This is a genomic window from Autumnicola musiva, from assembly GCF_031846585.1.
Lineage (GTDB): Bacteria > Bacteroidota > Bacteroidia > Flavobacteriales > Flavobacteriaceae > Autumnicola > Autumnicola musiva.
On record NZ_JAVRHK010000013.1, the window covers coordinates 21,319 to 43,513 of the forward strand.

At 39.5% G+C, this 22,195-nt stretch carries 12 protein-coding genes and 1 pseudogene; 2 read left to right on the forward strand and 11 right to left on the reverse strand.

Features of this window, described 5'->3' with window-relative positions; all coding sequences use genetic code 11:
• Positions 1 to 48: 48 nt before the first annotated feature.
• From RM539_RS14975 to RM539_RS14990, 4 genes and pseudogenes are all read right to left on the reverse strand, one after another.
• Positions 49 to 1,791, reverse strand: coding sequence for a sulfatase family protein (locus RM539_RS14975; protein ID WP_311504230.1), 1,743 nt, complete (start codon positions 1,789 to 1,791; stop codon positions 49 to 51).
• Positions 1,778 to 2,293: pseudogene (locus tag RM539_RS14980) on the reverse strand (hypothetical protein). Before RM539_RS14980 ends, RM539_RS14975 begins: the two are co-directional and overlap by 14 nt.
• Complete coding sequence (locus tag RM539_RS14985; protein WP_311504231.1) at positions 2,230 to 2,481, reverse strand: hypothetical protein; 252 nt, start codon at positions 2,479 to 2,481, stop codon at positions 2,230 to 2,232. The pseudogene RM539_RS14980 and the gene RM539_RS14985 overlap by 64 nt, the downstream one beginning before the upstream one ends.
• Positions 2,482 to 3,592: 1,111 nt before the next feature.
• Positions 3,593 to 4,540, reverse strand: a complete 948-nt coding sequence (locus RM539_RS14990; RefSeq protein ID WP_311504232.1) for a hypothetical protein — start codon at positions 4,538 to 4,540, stop codon at positions 3,593 to 3,595.
• Between the two features lie 587 nt (positions 4,541 to 5,127).
• Here RM539_RS14990 and RM539_RS14995 point away from each other — a divergent pair.
• Positions 5,128 to 5,649, forward strand: coding sequence for a hypothetical protein (locus RM539_RS14995; protein ID WP_311504233.1), 522 nt, complete (start codon positions 5,128 to 5,130; stop codon positions 5,647 to 5,649).
• Between the two features lie 87 nt (positions 5,650 to 5,736).
• Here the strand turns inward: RM539_RS14995 and RM539_RS15000 are convergent, their stop codons facing one another.
• The 7 genes from RM539_RS15000 to RM539_RS15030 form a co-directional block, all read right to left on the reverse strand.
• Positions 5,737 to 5,871 carry a hypothetical protein gene (locus RM539_RS15000; RefSeq protein ID WP_311504234.1) on the reverse strand — a complete coding sequence of 45 codons (135 nt, stop codon included), beginning with the start codon at positions 5,869 to 5,871 and terminating at the stop codon, positions 5,737 to 5,739.
• Between the two features lie 126 nt (positions 5,872 to 5,997).
• Complete coding sequence (locus RM539_RS15005) at positions 5,998 to 7,860, reverse strand: hypothetical protein (protein ID WP_311504235.1); 1,863 nt, start codon at positions 7,858 to 7,860, stop codon at positions 5,998 to 6,000.
• 199 nt (positions 7,861 to 8,059) lie between these two features.
• The gene (locus RM539_RS15010) at positions 8,060 to 9,538 is read right to left on the reverse strand and encodes a RagB/SusD family nutrient uptake outer membrane protein (RefSeq protein WP_311504236.1); all 1,479 of its coding nucleotides are present in this window, start codon (positions 9,536 to 9,538) and stop codon (positions 8,060 to 8,062) included.
• A 10-nt stretch (positions 9,539 to 9,548) separates the two neighbouring features.
• Complete coding sequence (locus RM539_RS15015; protein WP_311504237.1) at positions 9,549 to 12,635, reverse strand: SusC/RagA family TonB-linked outer membrane protein; 3,087 nt, start codon at positions 12,633 to 12,635, stop codon at positions 9,549 to 9,551.
• 29 nt (positions 12,636 to 12,664) lie between these two features.
• Positions 12,665 to 13,879: a hypothetical protein gene (locus RM539_RS15020; protein WP_311504238.1), complete on the reverse strand. Its 1,215-nt coding sequence runs from the start codon at positions 13,877 to 13,879 to the stop codon at positions 12,665 to 12,667.
• Between the two features lie 23 nt (positions 13,880 to 13,902).
• Positions 13,903 to 16,221: a glycoside hydrolase family 2 protein gene (locus tag RM539_RS15025; RefSeq protein ID WP_311504239.1), complete on the reverse strand. Its 2,319-nt coding sequence runs from the start codon at positions 16,219 to 16,221 to the stop codon at positions 13,903 to 13,905.
• Between the two features lie 12 nt (positions 16,222 to 16,233).
• Positions 16,234 to 17,952 (reverse strand): arylsulfatase, encoded by a 1,719-nt coding sequence (locus RM539_RS15030; protein WP_311504240.1) that lies wholly within the window; start codon positions 17,950 to 17,952, stop codon positions 16,234 to 16,236.
• Positions 17,953 to 18,138: 186 nt separating this feature from the next.
• Between RM539_RS15030 and RM539_RS15035 the strand changes: the two genes are divergently transcribed.
• Positions 18,139 to 22,185, forward strand: coding sequence for a two-component regulator propeller domain-containing protein (locus RM539_RS15035; protein WP_311504241.1), 4,047 nt, complete (start codon positions 18,139 to 18,141; stop codon positions 22,183 to 22,185).
• The last annotated feature ends 10 nt before the right edge of the window (positions 22,186 to 22,195 follow it).

A 22,195-nucleotide genomic window follows, 5' to 3' on the forward strand; every position in this document is an offset into this window, starting at 1 on the left:
CAGTTTTGATTCTTTCCGTATCATTTTTTTAATTCAAATAGAATTCTTTTATTGCTTTACAGGATAGCGGATCACTTCTACATCATTTTCCTGAGTTGGCCCAGAAGTACTCCTGCCTTCAGCGATCAGTTTTTCCAGAAGGTTTTGCATCTGTTTCACAAGGTCGGATTCTTCACTGGCGAGATTTTGGGTTTCACCCGGGTCAGCAGCCAAATTGTAGAGTTGCACCGGCAGGTCGCTTTCCCCGGGTGTCCAGCCACCTGAACCGGGACCCGCGATGTATTTCCAATTCCCTCGACGCAGACCCGGTACTCCACTTATCGATGTACTTATAGCATTTTGCCTCATAGGCGCATTGCTTCCGTGCATCAGGGGTAGCAGGCTAAAGCTGTCCTCTCCTACATTGGCCGGCAACGAAACATTTAGGATGTCCGCAATAGTTGCGATCAGGTCGGCCTGGTGAACAAGTTGCGCACAGTGACTCCCTGGCTGAACATTTCCAGGCCATTTTATAATAAATGGTACCCGGTGCCCACCTTCCCAGACGTCCGATTTATAGCCCCTGAAGGGCCCGCTGGGATAGTGGCCTTTCGCTTCCATGACAGACACAGAACGATGATCGTGATCCGTTGACAGTCTACTTTGCCCATTTGCTTCTTCGCGTGTGGTATCACCAACATGAGGAGCACAGCCATTGTCGCTAGTAAAGATTACCAGGGTATTTTCTTCTGCTCCACTTTTCTCAAGTGCATCAAGCACCCGGCCAACCACAGCATCGGTTTCCATAACGAAATCGGCATACAGCGACAGGTTGCTTTTGCCCAGCCACTGATCATTCACGGCAAGGGGAGTATGAGGTGATGTCAGGGGCAGATAAAGCAAAAACGGACGCGAAGATTCCGATTCCCGCTCAATAAAGGCTGCCGACCGGGCGGCTAAAGCGGGTAAAATATCTTCAAGGGACCAAAGTTCTCTTGCCGGCCCCTGTATGCTAGCCTGGTTCCACCCAAATAACCTCGGAGCGCCAAATTCCGAGGGTATCCCCACCGTCCGGTCATTTTCGATAAAACAAAAGGGAGGATAATTGGGAATATCGGTTCCAAAATATTCATCGAAACCCACATCTGTCGGCCCACCGGGAATAGGAAGTGAAAAGACCTCACGCCACGCATTACGGTGTTCTTCCGTTGCCGTTACATCTTTCTTTCCCGGCCGGAATAGTTCCATCTGGTCATTGGGGATGGGCCAGTTCCAACCCAAATGCCACTTGCCAATGCAGGCCGTCTGGTAGCCGTTTTGCTTTGCCAAACCAGCAATGGTTAGCCTGTGGGGAGTAATTAAAGGATCTCCGTACATTCCCACAACCCCATTTTGTAAACGGCTGCGCCAGTGATAGCGGCCGGTAAGCATGGTATAGCGCGAAGGTGAACAAACAGCCGAAGAAGAATGCGCATCGTTAAAAGACATTCCTTCTGCCGCCAAACGATCGATGTGTGGAGTAGGTATTTTTCCCCGCTCTGGATTGTATGACTGAACATCGCCATACCCCAAGTCATCAGCATAAATAATTACAATGTTGGGGGTTTTATTTTGGCCTAAACAATTATTAAATGTCAAAAGAAGGGTTGTTACCCCCGTCAAAATTTTAAATAAAAATAGTTTATTCATATCACTTTTGATTTTTCTAAATAGTTTAGTATATCTTTCTTTCTTGAATCGGAAGTTACCCCCATCCTGACCATCTCTACTGTTTATTACTTTTTTCAAATCGTTTATCTTATTGGCTTCCAATTGCTTTTCTTTTCAGGTGCCAATTCGATAAAGTTACATATTCAGGATAGGTGATAACCCTGCCTACAATTGTATTCGTTTCTTTATTAAACCATACTGAAGCATCCTTAACTTTCCCACTCTCCCCAAGCTGATTGCCAACATCAAAAATCATGTAGGAATCTTCATTTTCCGGAAAGGTATATTTCTGAAAACCTACTTTTTTTGTCGCTGTAAGCTCTACTTGTATTTAATAATCTTATAATTTAACTTTATAATAGCCAGGGCTGGCATGCTCATCTTCCTTTTTAAATCTTGATCTGTATCCCTCATCAGGAATTTTTAATGATCCCGGAGTTGTTTTTAAATCCTCGGTCATCCCGGTAAACAAAAATACCCCTACCTTAAATTCATGAAGATTAGCAAAACCCTCGATACTTTGATGTCTTTCATCATATCCTACAGCTTCCCATCCATTTTCATTACCATAACTACCATTAGTTGAAGGACCAAGTTTTGCCATTCCAAATGGCACTGCTGCGGTGTATAGAAAAACCAGCGGCTATGGGCGATAACAATATTATGATCAACATAAGCAATAGGATCTTTTCCACCTGCAGTATGTAATGGATTATTAGTTACTATTTTATTTTCTTTGCAACCTGCAAGAATGAGAAGAAGTAATATTATTACTGGAAAATTTTTATTCATGATTCAATTGTTGTTTTTGAATGTGCTGTAATAACCGGAAAAAGAATTAAGGTCAACTGAAACACATTCTCAAACCATTTCGCAATTGTGAAAAAATTATTAATGTTTATATGTACAAACATATATATGTTATTAAACTTTTCCTAATTTCAATCATATTTTTTATGAAGTAACAGGACGACTATTTAAAATTTTATTGTTTTCATAATAATCGAATTTTAAGATGGATTTTCGATATGGGGATTCTTATCAAAAATTTCATGCTTTGACAGAATTCTTAATAATTAAAATACATAAAAAACCACTTCCAGACAGATCCACTGAGAAACTAGGATTGAAATTTGAGGAGCTGGGGGCCGCTCATCCAAACCCGAAACCCTTCCAGATATATCCACTGAAAAATTAGGATTGAAACTTTTCTTGAAAGGCTTCTGAAATTTCAGGAATTGAACTTCCAAAGATTTCCATCCACTGAAAACATAGATTGAAATCAGGGAGCCACTGCGCAGTTATGGTAAGAAAAGTTAATTTATGGCAATTTATACCTTTATCAATATAAATTCTCCAAACCATTTATGCTGAATTGTTTTTAAATAATGTAAAAGATTGTCTTTTGATCTTATTTATTACAGAATGAAGAAGGAGGAATTGTCAGCTAAAATAGAACTAATAAGAGATCTTTTAAATTGCTTCAATTCATTCTTAGGCCTGAGCTGAAAAAATTTAGTAAAGGCTTCGTAAGTTCACCTTCCACACAAAATTGTCATATAAATTCAGCATGGACTAAATGGACTTAAAATTTAAACTTTTCAATAAAAAAAATCGCAACATATTTAAAAAAAGACTGTTGCTATTAATTAAATTCACACAATGCGACACTTATGGAACAAAATTCGAACCAATTAATAGAGGACTTAAAGCTTTTGGCGGAGATGTTGGCTGCATAATTACTAATGGGGTCTTTTATACTGGAGGGGAGCGCAAGAAAGGGGAGAAGTCAGAATTAGCAACAACAGAATTGAACAGAATTTTGTGAAGTTCTCCTTTATGCTGGAAATTAAATTTTTCCCCTTCATTTTCATGTGATTTTAAATCAAGCATTCTATTATTATTAGTCTTCCCAATGTATAGAATATCTCCCTGTAGGTGCAGTCTCAATCCACTTACCTTCTATAATTTTTTCTTCCCCGGTTCTATTGTTAATTAAGCTTAGTTTGTACGACACCTGGCGTTTTCGCCATTCCTGTTCAAAGAAAAATACAGACTGTCCAGCAGGAATAGTAACTGTTGCCATTTCTTCAAAACCGTGGGGGTTTATTGAAGAATATCTGCCGTACAACCTCTGTTCCCCGTCAAAAGAAAGTTCATTGTTATTAATATCAGTAGGAACTTCAACCATAATTGAATCATTCTCTATCCATACAAATGCATCCTTTTCGGAACTTAAAAAAAGAGATTGCTTATGAACATCAATACCTCCATAGGGCGAGACAGTGAGTTCTTGGGATTCCGATACACTGTGCCTATAAGTTGTTCCTTTCTTTACAAAAAGAGAATCTCCATCTTCTTCTTCCAAGATGAACTCTATACTATTAAAATGGTATCCCTGAGATTTTTTCTGAAATACCTCAATCTCTTTGACTTCCTCTCCTGATTTTAACACTACAATAAAATGAAATTCTTCGCCCGTACTGTTTTCTTTTAACATGATGTCAAGTGAAGATGGAGTGTCTCTGATAATTGTAAAACCTTTACTATCCCACAAAGCTTCGATTTTGCCTTGGTCTTCTAAAGATAACATAGAATTTTCCTTTAACATTTCCCCTTCTTGTGAATAGATGTTTCCCTGGATAGCTATATTGCTATTCTGGTTACGGACCTTAGCAATTTGCCAGTCACCATTGGAAAAATATATTTCTGTTTCACCACCTTCAGCTTCCATTTCAATTAAGCTAGTTGATGGTTGTATAGTAGACATTTCATCATCATTACTGCAAGAGACCAATCCAATTGATAAAAATAATCCGACGAAAATTTTTGAAAATATACTGTTTTTCATTTTAAGTGCTTTTAATCTTACGGTGTTGGTTTAGTAATAGTTCCACTATGTTTAGACTATAGTTTTTCACCATTGTTACAAATTTTTTCAACTTATGATGTTCAACAGGTTTTATTTTGTCTCACAAAAGCTATCCTTTATTTCTTAGTTTTTCTTTTAAATTTGAGAAGGTAGTAAAGGTTTTTTTGCCAAAAGGTGATCTTTATCAAGGTCTTTTATATTTTTCTAGTACGGCTGTCTTTCTTAAGTAGTAACTGGTAAATGATATATGAATTAAAACAAAGGAGGATGTGTACCTGTGGGCACAATTTTGGTTGTCCCAATAATTGCAACAAAAAAAGAGGTGTTAAAATTAGGATTTGCTAATAGTTTATTGGCAATTTGACGCAACCAATTAAGAGAAGTTGCATCTAATCTATAAGGTCTTAGAAATAAACTTTAAACATCCTTCTACAAAGTTGATTACTACAATTGTGCTATTCGGGAATAAATAACTTAGTGTCCCACCAAATGTCGCAAGATCAGTTCTTAATATCTTGAAAACCATTTACCAGATCTTAAAAACATCCTTAAAACGCATAGAAGTTATGAAACTCAAAAACTTTTTAATTGTATTAGCACTAATCGGAAACATATTTTATTCTTGCGATTCAGATGATTTAGAGTATCAAAACGAGTTTGAAGCTAGCAAAAACGTCTGGCTTGAGTTTAAAGAATCTTCTGGTAATTCATATCAATATACAGTAGTGAATGGCTCTTGGGTTGGATTTAGTTGGGAAACCACCATAACAGTAGAGAGTGGAGAAATAATACAAAGACATTTTGAATATACTTCTACAGAAGGTTTATCTGAAGATATCCCAGAAAGTGAACTTCAATGGACTGAAGCGGAAACTGAAATTGGTACGCATCATAATGGAGCTGAACCTATGACTATTGATGAAATATATAATAAAGCGGAACAGGAATGGCTTATTGAGAGAGGCAATGCTACAATATATTTTGAAAATGAGAACAATGGAATAATTTCCAATTGCGGTTATGTTGAAGATAATTGTGCTGATGATTGTTTTATAGGAATTACGATAGATAGTATTAAGCCTCTTTAACTGAAAGATGGCTCCAATATTTCTCTTGATAGAGCCGAAGAAATTAATATATCGAAAGAATTGTTCAAAATCTTTACACAATCTTGATCATATAAATCGGAATATCAAAAAATGAATTCCGAGACGGTGAAGTTTAGAATACATCGTGCCTTCGGAAGGAGTCCAAATGGTTTTACGTTCAGCATCTGCAATATTGCTGCCATCGGTGAATATTTGGTTCATAGGTACACTTCACACGGTAGAAACCCAGATATATTTTTAAACTAACCATATATTACCCTAATTTCCTTTTTTAGGAATAAAAAAGCCGTGATGTGACACGGCTTTTTCACTAAAAAACTAAACTAACTATTCAAATAAGTCGTTCCATAGTGTAGCAACGCGTATTCCATCTACCACATAAGCTCCACTAAAACTATTATCTCTTACAACCGTAACAGCCTTCACAAAGAATTCATCACCTGTTTCTGCGATATCTATTGTTGCATCTGCTTCTTCAGGTTCCATAGCAGGAAGGCCTCCTTCTTCAAATATATAAACTGAAGCAGAGTTATTACTGTTAGCCTGATCTGCATCCGGAACATTGTGTTTAAGTACTATTAAATATGTCTCGCCTACTTCAGGAGTAATATCGGTAAGGCTAAAAGCCCCCTCGTACATCACACCTATTTTCGGATTTCCCGCATTATAATTCACCTGAACGCTACTAAGAAATTTTGTAGCACCATTAGGCATCCAGTCAACCATCATAACTGTCCTATTAAATCCACCGCCAGTATCATCCGGAAGTGCATCGACTTTTAATAGGAATGATGTATAATAAGCTCCAGCGAATTCGTTGTTTTGCTGCTGGCTAAGATTATGAGCATAAACATTACTGTTACTTCCTGGTTCATCCATATCTAAGAAAACTGCGTTTCCTACTCCAGAACCAGGATATCCGTCATAGCTCAATCCATCATCAATAACGGGAATATCTGTATTTGCAGCCCTTACTTTGAGCCATCCATCCATTGACGCATTCTGAGTTCCATCTCCTGTCCTATCAGTAGAAGGGAGAGGGGCACCCGCTGTATAGTCAAAATCCTCTATAAACAATTTAGTTTCAGCAGACAAAGTACTGGCCCTGAGTAGTACACTTTCGATCATTTCCACATCGGCACTTGTATGAGTAATTTCACCCGTTTTTTCACCGGTTTCGCCAGTAGAATCAAATCGTACGAAAATTTCAACCTCTGAAGAAAAATCTTCTACCGGAATGGTAAGAATTTCTGAAAATTCCGCATCCGTGGCTCTGGAGATCATAAAATTAGCCGGTGCTTCTATAGCCACTTCTGAATTTAAACCTCTTCCTGAAAGCGTATAAGAAAGCACTTCGGAAGATTGGTCCATAGGTACGGCTCCGAAGTCAAGACTTGTGGGGGTTACACCTATTGACACAGCTGGAAGAGGTTCTCCTGTGCCGCTTAAAGCAATTTCTACCGTCTCGTCAAAATCATCAGAGGAGTGACTTATTGTTCCCGTAGTATCTCCTTCTTCTGTGGGTTCAAACCTGACATAAATCACTTTATTATCTATAACATCGGAAGCACTTAGACTTAAAAGATTTGAGTATTCTCCATCCTCTGTTGCCGAAATAGTAAATGGACCGGTAACCTCTAATGCTATATCTCCCTCCAGTTCAGATCCGGATAAAATATAACTTTGAATTTCTGAAACCTGGTCAATTACTACATCTCCGAACTCAATAGAAGCTTTATCAGGCGTGACCATAGCTTCTCCCGGAATGGTTGCAACTCCTGAAACTGAAATGTTTGGAATATTATCGCGGTCTTCACTAACATGTACTATTTCTTTCTCCATTAAACCTTCATCTGAAGAGGAAGGTTCAAATTTCACAAAAACCGGTGTGGCTTCATTTCCAAAGTCATCAGGACTTAAGGACACAGAATTTGCAAATTCGCCATTTGCATCGAGGGATAAATAAAAGGGTGCTTCTACAGAAATATTTATTGGACTGCTGAGATCTTCTGCAGCAATAGTGTATGATCTCACCTGCGAGCTTTCGGTAACGTCCACATTACCAAAGTTAAGAGAAGTACCGGTAATTTTTACAATGGGATTTTGCGGTATTGAATCATCATCGGAACAAGCCATAACAATTGCAAACGCCATGACTATAACAGTGAATCTTGTGATTAGATTTTTCATAATTTTAAGTTTGATGTTCTGTTTTATATGAATCTTTTTAAAATATATTCTTTTAAATTTCTTCGAATTATACCTGCCGAGCAACATGCTACAGAAAGATCAATGCTATGGTTATCTATATTTTAGATCTAATTGTCGGTCTGGTTCTGACCACCTCGAATGAAAAAGTAAGAATATTTCGCTTTTAAACATTCTTTCATTAGTAACCTTCTTTTTGCGTAAGCTCTGGATTGGTATTGATTTCTCCCTGTGGGTACGGGAAGAATATCTGGTGGGATTGTGCATTAAGTCCCCTGGCCCGGGCATAGTCTATAAATTTATCATGTCGGATCAAATCCTCCCTTCGCTTGCCTTCACTGTAGAATTCCCAGCTCCGCTCCTGTAGGATAATTTCATTAAAGCTGTCCCGATCCCCTACTTCGGACAAGGTATACGGGGCATCTATCGAGCGGGTTCGTACCTGGTTAACAAGATCCACCGCCTCCTGGGTAGGACCGTTCAGCCGGTTTAAAGCTTCTGCCCGAGAGAGCAAGATATCGGCATAACGGATATAAGGAAAGTCCGAACCCGAGAAGTTCCCCACCTGGTTATTGTCAAAATACTTCAGGCTCCTCAAATTATCAGGGGTGGTCCTCAGGTTTACCATATCTCCTGCCCTGTTGGTATAGGTCTCTATTATGGCCTGTTTACGATCATCTCCTGCAGCAAAAGAATCATAAAATCCGTCTTTTATACTAAACTGCGTGGCCCAGTTAGCCATGGAAGGATCCCAGGTAAATTCAGGGATCTTATCCGCCTCAAGAAAACCAGGAGGGAATGCCCCGTTTTGAAACTGGTTCCCAAACCCCGCTTCATTGGCATACGACCAGGTCACGATGATTTCCCTGTTATTCCCTTCGTTCTCCACGAAAAACAATTCGCGGTAATCAGGGTAGAGTTCATAATAATTCAGGTCCATCAGCTCCCCGGTCATATCCACCACCTTTTGCCATTGCCGGGTTTGCATCAGGAACTTGGTCAATACCGCGTAAGCATGACCTTTCGTGGCACGACCCCTTTGCGCCTGCTCTGCAGGAGGTAAAAGGTTTTCTGCTGCGGCCAGGAGTTCGGTTTCCAAAAAAGAATTAAATTCTTCCTGGGAAGGAAGCGGCAAGGCCTGGGGCTGTTCCTCCTGGTCCGTCGTGGTACGCAGAGGCACCACTCCAAAATACCGGTAGAGGTAGGCATATTGCGCTGCTCTTAAATACCGGGCTTCGGCTATAATCCGTTGCTGCTCGGAGGCTTCAATCGAAGTATTTTCTATATTCTCCAACACCGTATTGGCATCCCTTATAGCCTGATAACGAGTGTTCCAGATGGGGGCCTGGAAAAAAGGATCAGAAGCATCCCAGTTAAAGTTTAAAAAAGGTGTCAATTCCCGCTCTACAGCTCCGATCCTCACGTAACTCATATCCGTGGTGATTTCATTGACCAAAATTTCATTCTTGACATTACCCTGGGGCAAAATGTCATTGGCATAGGCCGAAAACAAAAGCGACTCGATCCCCGCCTCTGTCTGTAAAACATTTTCGGGAGAGAATTCATCTACGGGGGGCAAGTCCAGTTCCGCCTCGCAAGAACTAAACAGCAGACAGGCTACAATTGCCCGGGTTACTATCTTTAAATATGATTTATTCATTGCGTTTTTTTTAAAATTCAACATTGATACCTAGTAAATACGTTCTGGGAACAGGATAGGCATTAAAATCTAATGCTATGGTGTTACTCCCACTGGCATTGGCCGCAGGATCAACCCCGCTGTAATCTGTAATCGTCAAAAGGTTCTGACCCGTTACATACAAGGAGCACCTGTTTAAAAAGCTGATGTTTTCCACCGGAAGGTTATACCCCAAACGTACCGACTGTAACCTTAAATAAGAGGCATCTTCCACCGTCCGGGTATTGATCAGCGCATTGGCCCCTCCCTGCGAAGTAGGATTGACAAAAGAAGGATATTCATTGGTAGGATTATCAGGAGTCCATCGGTTTAATAAAGGTCCCGCAATCCTGTTTCTTCTAAAGTTATTAGGAGAGTACGTATTGATCAGGTTCCCGTTTAATCGTTCTACTCCTTCCACGCCCTGAAGAGCCACATCCAGCGTAAAATCAAAAAACCGTATGTTACTGCTAAGACCCCAGGTAAGATCAGGAATGGAGTTTCCTATAATCACACGGTCATCTGTGTTGATTACCCCATCACCATTAATATCACGATATTTGACATCCCCGGGCTGCACTTGGGATTCGGTAACACTAAAATTATCACCCTGCTGCCAAACCCCATCTACAATAAAACCGTAGTAACTGTCGATGGTCTCTCCCGGGCTCACTATGGTAAAATCCGGGATCTGCGCCTGAGCGCCACGGATGATATCTCCACGCTCGCCGATATCCAACACTTCATTCTCAAGCGTGGCTAAGTTCCCGGATAGATCCCAGGTGAAATTATCCTTTCTAAACACATTGACATTCACTCCCAGTTCAAAGCCCTGGTTCCTCACTCCCCCAAGGTTCTGCGTCTGCCCGGTAAATCCGGTATTAGGAGCTTGTGGAACCACCAAAAGCAAATCCGTGGTTTCTTTATTAAAATAATCCAAAGAACCGGTAATCCTGTTTTCAAAAAATCCAAAGTCCAGCCCAATATCATACTGGACGGCTTTCTCCCAGGTAAGGTCAGGATTGGGAAGCCGCGAAGGAAAGATCGTATTATAGAAATTATTCCCGAACAAAAGATCGCCCCCAGCCGAAAAAGTCTGGAAAGTAAGGGAATTGCCAATATTGGCATTACCCGTACTTCCAATACTGGCACGGGGTTTTAATTGATTGATCCAGGAGTTGTCTTTTAGAAAATCTTCCTCATGCATTTTCCAGGCTATAGCACCTGAAGGGAAATAGCCGAACTTATTGTTGTCCCCGAACCTCGAGGAGCCGTCTGCCCTGATGGAAGCCGTAAAAAGATATTTGTTGTTCAGAGAGTAATTTACCCGCGCCAGGTAAGAGATAAACCTAGCCTGCGTTCTGCCACTACCAAGGTTATTCAACTCCGGGTTACCTGAGCCTATCGCATTGGTCGTCAAATCCGGTAAAGCAAATCCCCGGGCATTCCCAGAAAACGATTTCGTTTGAAAATATTCATAAGTAGCCCCTACCAAACCAGTTAAATTATCATCCCCAAATTCTTTATTGTAATTCAAGGTCCCTTCTACTGAAACATAATCCTTACGACCGGTTTGAATAGTGGCTATCCCACCTGTACCAGCTCCCGAAAGCGTATAAGGTTGTACGAAAATATCTCTTCGCACATCCTGAACATCTCCGCCTAACTGTAGTTTTGCCGATAAAGAAGGAATAAGAAAATATTCGAAAAACGTATTTCCATAAAACCGGAAAGTCTCTCCCCTGGCACTCTGCCCATTTAGAATCGCTAAAGGATTATCTATGGTAATAAACTCTGAAAGCTGGTAAGTCCCATCATCATTATAAGGTTCAAGGGTGGGATCATAATTTATGGCAGAATAAAGCGCACCCCCGTTTTCATTGATACCCGTCCCGGTAGAAGCAAAATCATCCTTTATATAGGAAATATTCGTGTTAATACCGTAATTATACTTTTCTGAAGAATCAGAACCAAGATTCAGCCTCACATTATAACGCTCTATCCCGGAACCTTTCACAAGCCCTTCCTGGTTAAAGTAATTTAAGGAAGAATAATAATTAATATTATCCGTAGCTCCCGAAAAAGAAAGGTTGTGGTTCTGGGTAGGCGCTTCGTGAAGAACAAGATCCATCCACTGGGTACCATCCCCCTGAATCTCTTCTATCCGCTGTCCGGGATCACCCCCTCCGGCGTCAATAATAGAATTCAACACCGTTTGATATTCCGTGGGGCTTAGCACGTCAAGCGTTTCAGCAGCCTGCTGAATACCATAGTAAGAATCGTAATTCACTCGTAGCAATCCTGTCTTCCCTTTTTTGGTGGTAATCAACACTACTCCGTTTGAGCCCCGAGAACCATAAATGGCCGTACTCGAGGCGTCTTTTAAAATTTCTATCGACTGGATATCCGCAGGGTTCAGCGTGTTCAGAGGATTTCTTGGATTCTGGTTGCCTGTAAATCCCGCACCTCCGGTAGCCGCGATAGAACCGTTATTGACAATTACCCCGTCTATAACATATAAAGGCTCGGTTCCCGCATTTATTGAGCCGGCTCCGCGAATATTGACACTTAACCCCCCACCGGGCTCATTGCTTTTCTGGCTGATCTGTACCCCGGCAACCCTACCTTGCAATGCCTGTTCAACAGAAGCATTGGCTCCCGGGTTCAGCTCTTCTGCCTTAATAGAAGAAACCGCCCCCGTCAAATCACTCTTTCTTACCGTTCCATAACCGATTACAACCACTTCATCCAGGGCTTCCTGATCCGTCTTCAACGCTACATTAATGGTGGTACGATCATCAACGGGAATCTCCTGGGTCACAAATCCTAAATAACTGAATATTAAGGTGGCGTCACCCGAAACAGAGGGAATAGTATAATTCCCGTCAAAATCTGTTTGAGCTCCTTTGTTGGTCCCTTTGACAGCAACATTTACTCCCGGTAAAGGAGTGCCGTCATCAAAAGAAGTTACATTCCCCGATATGCTTATGTTTTGAGCACTGGCCGTGGGACCAGTAAAAAGAAAAGCGAGCATCGAAAAACAAGAAACAAGGAGCTTCCAGTAGTTGGCTTTTATCATAATAATTGATTTTAGATAATTTTTGATTGTTAGTTCGAACTATTTTGAATGGATAGGAAATCTTCCGCCCAGGCATAATTAAATTGAAATCGACCATTGGCAGGATCAGGTTCCACACTGCGATTGGCATACAACCCGTTGAGAACCCAGGGATCTGTCGTGGCCGTAAAATCCGCCGTCTCAGGATAACTCTGCCTGAAGGCGTAGGTGCCCAGAAAAAATTTGTCATAACTTGAGAATACATCGTAAAAACTGTTGCTCAGATAATGCTTCCGGTTTTCAAACCAGCTGCTCTGGCTCAGAAAATCCACCCACTGTGAACGATCCACCTCATTCTTTAAAGCATAATCGATATATTCATAATTCATCCAGCTATCCGAGAAACCATATTCATTGGCAAATTCCACAGGAATGCTGCCCGTAAGATTGCTCCGGAAATGTTTCATCAAAGAAAATTCGCTTACCATCATTTTCTGGTCATCACGTATCCGGGCACTTACAAAATCCAATGCATCTCGCATCTCCTGGGTAGAGGAATGGTGAATGTGAAGATCTACACCAGCTATCCAGGAAGTGTTACTCGAAAAATCCAATAAATCATTTAACACCTCCAGATTCTGACGCCTGGATTGGTACATATTGTCAAAAGAACCGAAAAATATAGGCCGCTCCCCATGCTCCTCCCCGTAAGCCTTTACCACATTGGTGGCCTCAACATAATAATCATACATGGCCGCTCCGTAATCCTCAGGATCCGTCTCGATAAAAGGCTCATTGCCTACTACGATTACATCGGTCTTATCCCATACCCGGGCAAGAATTTGTTCTAGAACGGCCATCTGAGAGGCCATCTCCGGAGAACCAGCAGCAGGGTAATCACTCCCCCGGAACAACCACTTGATATTTAATACCGTTTTAAATCCATACGTCTGAAGGCCTAGGTAACGGGTGATCTTTGCATCGCTGCTAATTAAGGTAGGATCCTCATAATACCTGAAAAAATCCACAAAACCACGAACCCAATCCGTATGAAGAGCCAATAAAGCATCGTTGTCTATATAGTCTAACTGCTCATTGAAGTTCACCCCGAGGTTCTGCGTCTCCAAAAAAGAAGTATCCACAGGACCATCGTCACTTTGCCCCAAATCATCCGTCGCGTCCACAGGATCATTGTCCGACGAAGCACAGCTCCAAAACAAACAGATCATCAGTACTAACAGGCTTGTTCTATATATATATCGCATGTTCATTTTTTTTCGTTTATAATTTATTTGCCAGAGGAAACCGGCATAGCTTTTTCGTTTTTACCTCCAGATACACCTGACTCATAAATACCCAGGTCAAATGAATGGTCTTCCCTTTCTGCTTTTAGAATTATAGAGATGGTATTTTCTCCTTTCTTTAAATAAGCTGAAGTATTCTCAAGAACCTTGTTTCTATAATGTCTTTTCCTACCCCCCTCATGCTTTTCCGTGGTAACCAATTTTCCATTAATAAACACCTGCATTGAAGATTTATCCAGATAATATCTTAATGTCAGTTCTTCAGGTACAGAGGAAAGGTTGAATGACTTTTGGAGATACAGATCTTTTTTTGAATTCCAATTTGATCCTTCAGGCAAAAAATAATTATCATAGGAGCTAAAAGGAGCTTCTGCTTCCTTCCATGCTGAAGACCTTTTTATGCCATCCTTCCAATTTCTCTTGGGATTATAACTTATCATCCAAACATGGGAGTCTTCCTCTGAATCTGAAATAATGGTATTAAAATCATCCGCTTGCTGGTAAAGTGGATTTATTAATTCCTTAGTCACTTTCGGATCTATCTTAATCACTTCACGGTCATAAGTCATCAATCCATTAACTTCTCCTTCCACGTCAGTGGTTTGGGTGTAAATTGCAGCAGATAGTCCAAAACTTTTTAAACTAACAAGATCCTTTATCAACTCCTCAAACCGCCGTCTGTATTCTACCTCTCCATCGTAGGTGAGATATCCCCAATTCTTTTTATCCCACCATATGTGATCTTCAACTGCCCAGCCAATTCCCCCAAATTCGCCTAGAACCGCAGCCCTGTTTTCTTCAGGCAATTCCATTCCAGGTCCTGGGTATAGATGCACATCGATCATATCTCCCACACCTCTATCTGCCCAACCACTTGGAGAATCTATCAATCGGCTGGGGTCATAATTTTCAACCCATTTGGTTACCTTTTCTGTATCATATTGCCCCCAACCTTCATTAAATGGCACCCAAACAACTATGGATGGAAAAGAATGAAAATAATCCATCATTTCTTTTAATTCTTTTTCAAATTGCCTGGAAGATTCTTCTGATCTTTCAGCATCTTTCTCTTCCCATGCTTGTATCCTCAAATCTTCAAGGTAATTACCGTTTGGCATATCCTGCCATACCAGCATTCCACGTTTATCGCACTCATAATAAAATACGGCCGGTTCCACTTTAACATGTTTTCGTAGCATATTAAAGCCCCACTTTTCGGTCATCTCCACATCATAAAGCATCGCCTCTTTATTGGGAGCAGTATAAAGTCCATCTGGCCACCAGCCCTGATCCAGTAATCCAAATTGAAAAAGCGGCTCATCATTAATCATGATTCTTGTATAGCCATTCTGATCCTTTCCCAGGCTCACTTTTCTCATTCCGAAATATCCGCTAACCTCATCCAGTGTAGAATCCTTATCCCGTAACTTTATTTTTAAATCATACAAATGAGGATTGTCGGGACTCCATAAAACCTGATCTGGTATTTGTAGGTTTACCTTTACCTCTTCTTGCCCAGGCTGTAATTCTATTTCAGAAGAGGCTATTACTTCTTCACCGCTCAAAGCTTCTATTAATAAAATCTTATTAGCCGTGATACCTTCAAGAAAAATTTCGGAATGAAGAATAGCCTTGTCGATATCCGGAGTGTTTTTAAGAGAACTAATAAACTCTTTAGAAGTCTTTTCCAGCCAGACGGTTTGCCATATTCCGGTTACAGGAGTGTACCAGATTCCTTTTGGATTAGCCACCTGTTTCCCCCTTGGCTGAGTTCCCGCATCACTGGGATCCCAAACTTTGATGGTAAGAATCTGCTCACCTTTCTTTAGGTACGGTGTGATATCCAGGCTAAAAGGTGTAAAGCCTCCGGTATGCTCGCCAGCTTTCTTTCCATTTATATAAATAGTCGCTTTCCAGTCTACCGCCCCAAAATTTAATTGTATTCTTTCAGTATTTGAATAATCAGGAACGGTAAACGAAGTACGATACCAGAGGTTACTATCTTCTCCTACTAGTTTTTTTACCCCACTCAATTCAGATTCTACAGCAAAGGGAACAAGAATTTCCCCTTGAAACTTTGTAGGTTTTTGTTTTGTAACAGGCAAGATAGCATACTCCCACAAACCATTTAGGTTTTTCCAATTTTCTCTTTTCATTTGAGGCCTTGGATAAACATTCCAAACATGATCTTCTGATACCTGATTCGCCCATTTACTTTTCATGGAAAATCTTAAAACATCTTCTGCCTTCTGAGCAGTTGCAAAAAAAGGAATCAATAAAATGAAGAGGAAGATTTTTTTCATTGTCATTATATATTAATTAGTTGGAGCAGGATAAACCTGGTATTGATTTGCTAATTTCTCCCATTGCTCCTTCATGAGATTTAGCCTTTGAGGGTATTGATATGACAGATTATGAACTTCTGTGCGATCTTGTTTTAAGTTGTATAGGTTCCATTCGGACTGTGCATCCAGTCTCACAATTTTCCAGTCACCACTGCGCAGTGCGGCTGCGCCGAAATGTTCCCAGAAATAATCTTTTTGGGAATTTTGATTGTCGCCACGCTTTAGAATTGGCATTATGCTTTTGCCTACAGTAGGTTTAATATATCTGCCTTGAAAACTCTTTGGATATTCCGCTCCGGCCAAATCCAGGCAGGTGGCCATCAGATCAGTAATATGACTTGCTGTATTTTGGATGACATCGCCTTTATTAGTAAGACCTGCAGGCCAGTGTGCAATGAAAGGCGTGGTAATTCCACCTTCGTATACCCGGGCCTTCCAATACCGGAAAGGGGTGTTAGCAACATGTGCCCATTCAGGTCCAATCCCGGAAGTGACTGTTTGTGGGCCGGAAAGAAAGTCCTTCTCTACAGGAAATTGTATTTTTTCTCCGGTACGGGTTTCACCTGGCCTGTCGAAACCTGGTCCGTATTCAGAGGGACGTTCAGAGCTGGCACCATTATCAGAAAGAAAAAAGATAATCGTATTATCTAATTCTCCTGTTTTCTCAAGTTCATTTAAAAGATTACCAACAGTTTGATCAAGTATATCTATCATAGCTGCATGAGTGGCCATAGCATGTACATCCCACAGGGTATCCCTATTTTTTCTCCATTCCCGTTCAGGAAACATAAAATAAGGAAGCGAAGTGTCAGATCTAATGACTCCTTTCTCTATTAGGCTTTGATACCTGGTGGCACGTATCTGTTTCCATCCCATTTTATACCTCTCCTCATATTTTGCAATAACGCTATCCGGCGCCTGAAGGGGCCAATGTGGAGCAGTATGAGCTACGTACAAAAAGAATGGATTATCCTTTTTTGAAAACTGGTGTACATATGCCACGGCAGAATCCCCAATTGCTGTAGTGTGATAATAATCTTGAGGAACGCTTTTTACCTGGTTTTTATCATTTACAAGACTAAAAGGATCGTAATAATCTACAACCCCCCAAATGTTGCCATAGTATTTTTCAAATCCTCTCGAAGTAGGATATGTAGAAGTATCGGAAAAATCACCATAATCATTTTGATGTGCCAGCCATTCCAATTGTTCCTCAGTCCGCCGTACCGGTGTTTCGGAGACATGCCATTTTCCCACCATTCCCGTTTGATAACCAGATTTCTTTAGAACTTCAGCAATCGTCACGGTATTATTATCTAATGTTCCCTGGTATCCCGGCAAATCCGTTTTATGGGTCATTCTTCCTAAACCCGCTTGGTGAGGATATAAACCTGTCAGCAAAGATGCTCGAGAAGGGCAGCATCTGGAAGTGTTGTAGAAAGCGTTCATTCGCACCCCGTTATATCCTAGTTTGTCAATATTGGGGGTATGGATCTCTCCACCGTAACAGCCCAAATCTGAAAAACCTAGATCATCTGCCATGATGATGATGATATTAGGTCTATCTTCAAGTTCCGTATCTTTAAAACTCCATAAAAGTAGCGGAATGAACAAGAGCAAAATGCTTATCATCAATTTTACAGGTGAGGATTTCATCAGGACTTTATGAACAGCAAAGATTAACTTCATTTTCCTTTTTATTTATAAATTATTAATATAGCACCTCATATTTTGAATCTTTAAAATTAAATTCAGCTGTTAACTATCAAATTTGTTTTGTAATGTTAAATGAATATTAATTTTGTTTCCTATATATTTGTTCATTCTACTAGCATTTTTGTCTAATTAAAGGATACCATTTAAGAAAAATAAATTATGACTATTTTATCCTGTCGCTTTTCCACCATCTTCCTAATAAAATTAGTTCTGGTAATTTTGCCTTTGTTTGCCTTTACCAGCTTAAAAGGGCAAGACATAAAATTTAAAAAGATTACTGCCAAGGATGGTCTTTCCCATAGCACTGTTTATGATATAGCTCAAGATGAAAATGGCTTGATGTGGTTTGGAACAAGAGAAGGCTTAAACAGTTTTAACGGGAAAGAAATTCAAAGTTTTTATCATCAGGAGAAGGACAAGACTTCTTTAATTAACAACCAAATCAATACAATAGAGGCTTTGTCGGATGGATTATATATTGGGACATTTGAGGGATTAGACCGATTTTTGCCTGAAACACATTCTTTTGAACATATTCTCAATAATTCCGTTGGTTCAGTTAATTCTATCATTGAAACAAATATTCATGATATCTATGCAGGAACAACAAAAGGTTTATTCAAAATAACACCTGAAGGCAAGAAATACCACTATTTAAAAGACAAGACTATAGTAGATATTGAAAGTTTTAAAAGCAATGTATACATTATTGCTCTTAATCAAAGTTTATTATTAATAAACAATTTTGGAGAAATCATAAAGAAGTACAAACCTCCAGTTGATTCAAATCCTCCATCTAATCCTGATAGCAATATTTATACAATTAACTGCCTATTTAAAGATCGGTGGGATAATATCTGGCTCGGAACTTCCATAGGACTTTTCCTATTTGATCCACAAGAAGATACATTTCAACATATACCAATAGGAAACACAAATCGGATTGAAGCCGAAGTAATCCGTTCCATAGATCAGGACAAAAGTGGCAGGTTGTGGCTTGGTACCGAGAGTGGAATTTTCATTTATAACAGCAAAGAAGAAAAGGTAGTTCATTATTCCCAATCTTTTAGTTCACAACCAGAGACCCTTTCGGATAAATCCATTTACAGCATTTTTATAAGTGATGAAGAAATTACATGGATCGGAACTTATTTCGGGGGTGTAAATTACACTAGTCCTGAATCCTTAGGTATTCAGCAGGTCTTACCGAGTGACTATAAAAATTCCATCAGCGGTAAGGCGATAAGTCAAATTATTAAAACTAAAAAAGGCGAAATATGGATCGGTACGGAAGACGGCGGGATTAGCATTTACAACCCCTCAACAGAAAAGTTTAGTTTTCTCAAAACTTCTGATGGCCTTAGTAGTAACAACATTCATGCTTTAGAAGAAGATGATAGCGGCTATATTTGGATAGGAACATTTCTCGGAGGACTTAACAGGTTTGACAAAAAATCCGGAGAGGTTACAATAATGAAGTCGGATAAAAAAAGCCCCCATTCCATTTCTAACAATTTTGTCTACGCTTTATGTAAAGACCACTCTGGTAGGTTGTGGGTAGGTACCCAGTTTGGATTAAATATTTATGATTATCAAACAGGGCAATTCTCCCTCTTTAAACCTGAAGTTCTAGGAGACAAGTTTATTTATGACATTCTTGAAGACAGCAATCATAATCTTTGGTTTTGTACCCGCAATTCCGGTATTTTTAAACTGGAGGCTGAATCGAATCAATTATTCCATTGCAAAATCAATTCGTTCCCTAATGATGGTAAAAATGCTCAAATTGTTAACGCATATGAAGATCTCAGCGGCAATATATGGTTTGGATCGCTTAATGAAGGCGTTATTATAGGCAATAAAAATAAAAGTAGTTTAAAACCGTTTTCAGAAAATAAAGATCTTCCTAATACCAATGTCTATAGTATATTGGAAGATGAATATGGTAAATTCTGGATTTCCACTAATAAGGGAATAAGTATTTTTGATCCGAATAATAACAATCTAAAACACCTCGGCATTGAAGACGGCCTGACAACCAATCAGTTCAATTTTAAATCAGCATTTAAAGATGATAATGGAGTTTTATATTTTGGATCAATCTATGGCCTTAATATCATCGATCCGGCAAAACTAGATTCATTTCCGGAAGCTCCAAAGATTCAATTTACGGGTTTTCAATTGTTCAACAAAGAAATTCCCATAACAGAAAAGGGAATCCTTCGACAACATATCAACTCACAAAATGACCTGGTCCTTAACCATAAGCAGGATGTAATATCATTCAAATATGGAGCTATAAATTATGGTAGCGAAGGTGCGGTAAAATATGCTTATAAATTGGATGGTTTTGATGAAATATGGAATACTGTAGGAACAAAAACTACCGCAACATATACAAATCTTGCTCCCGGCGAATATAGATTTAGGGTGCAAACGCTTCCACTTAACAACGAAAACGAAAGAAGCATACAACTTACTGTTCTACCCCCCTTTTGGAAAACAAATACGGCTTATATTATTTATTTAATCTTTATCATCTTCCTCATATATGCATACTGGAGATTTGTGAGATTCATCCATAAACAAAAGTTGGCTGTGCAGATGGAGCGTCTTGAAAAAGAGAAGATCAGTGAATTAAACAAACACAAACTCAATTTCTTCACATTCATCTCTCACGAGTTCAAAACTCCTTTGACCTTAATCATTGCTTCTGCTGAAAAATTCTTTAGAGAAAAAACAAACAATTCCAAACCACCTGAAGAATTAATTTCTATAAAAAAAAGTGCTGATAAATTAAACCAGCTAATTCAGCAGTTACTTGAGTTCAGAAAAATTGAAACCGACCATGCACAGCTGGAACTGCGAAAAGGAGACATTATCCTGTTTCTCAAGGATACCTTCGAAGCATTCCATCCGCTCTTTGAAAGGAAACAAATCAAATATAGTTTTAAAACAGATTTCACGGAATATAGCTGTTATTTTGATCCTTCGAAAGTAGAAATGATCGCTACGAACCTTATATCTAATAGCTTAAAAAACACTTCGGAAGGTGGCTCGGTAGAATTAAAAATCAATATCAGCAACAGCCTCGATGAACAGAAAAGAAGCAGCATCATGATGTCCTTTTCGGATACCGGCTCTGGTATGAGTAAAGAAGTTATTGCTAAAGTTTTCGAACCGTTTTATAAATCTACAAATGAAGATAACACAGGGGGTTCTGGTCTCGGATTAGCCTTGGTAAAAAGTCTTACAAAATTTCTAAATGGAAACCTTTCCGTTAAATCCGAGCTGCTGAAGGGTACAGAAATTAATGTGGAATTTCCTTTAATTTTAAAATCAAAAAGCACAGAAAAATTGGAAGAAATTCAAGGCAACAAATCTCTTAATGTATCCAAAGATCTTATCATCAGCAATTTTGAAGTTACACAATTTACAGATATTGAAAAGAAAAGCAACCTGAAAATACTTATTGCTGAAGATAACGTTGAGTTAATGAAATTCCTTCATAAACATTTTTCTGGCAAATTTCAGGTTATAACCGCTAAAGATGGGGAACAGGCGCTTCAAAAAATTGAGAATTCTTACCCCGATGTAATTATATCCGATATGAAAATGCCTAAAATTTCAGGTTTACAGTTATGCAAAAAAATCAAATCTACTAATGAAACAAAGCACATCCCGTTTTTACTTCTGACGGCTAAGAATGATGAAAACCTGAAATTAGATGCGCTAGGTTCCGGAGCAAACGCGTACTTGGCAAAACCTTTTAATCTAAAGGAATTGGATTTGTTAGTCACAAACCTTCTGGAAACCAGTAAAAACCTCGAAAAACGTTTTTCTGATATAAATTCCAAAGAACAGGAAGCAATTCCGGCCAATAATCAGGACAGGGAATTTTTGAGAAAAATTTCTTCCTTGGTTGAAAAGTTTCATTCCGATCCAAAATTTGGAGTGGAAATCCTAGCCAATGAGGCAGGCATGAGTCGTTCTTTACTACACCTTAAAATGAAAAAAATAACCGGTTTGAGTGCTTTGGAATACATCAAGCGAAAGCGCATGAAGAAGGCTACCCGCCTCATTAAAGAAGGGAAAAACATTTCTGAAGTAGCTTATCAGGTGGGATACAGTGATCCCAACTACTTCAGCAGAGCATTTAAAAAAGAATTTAATCTTACTCCAACCCAATTTGCAGATCAAAGTTAAACAGTGCTTA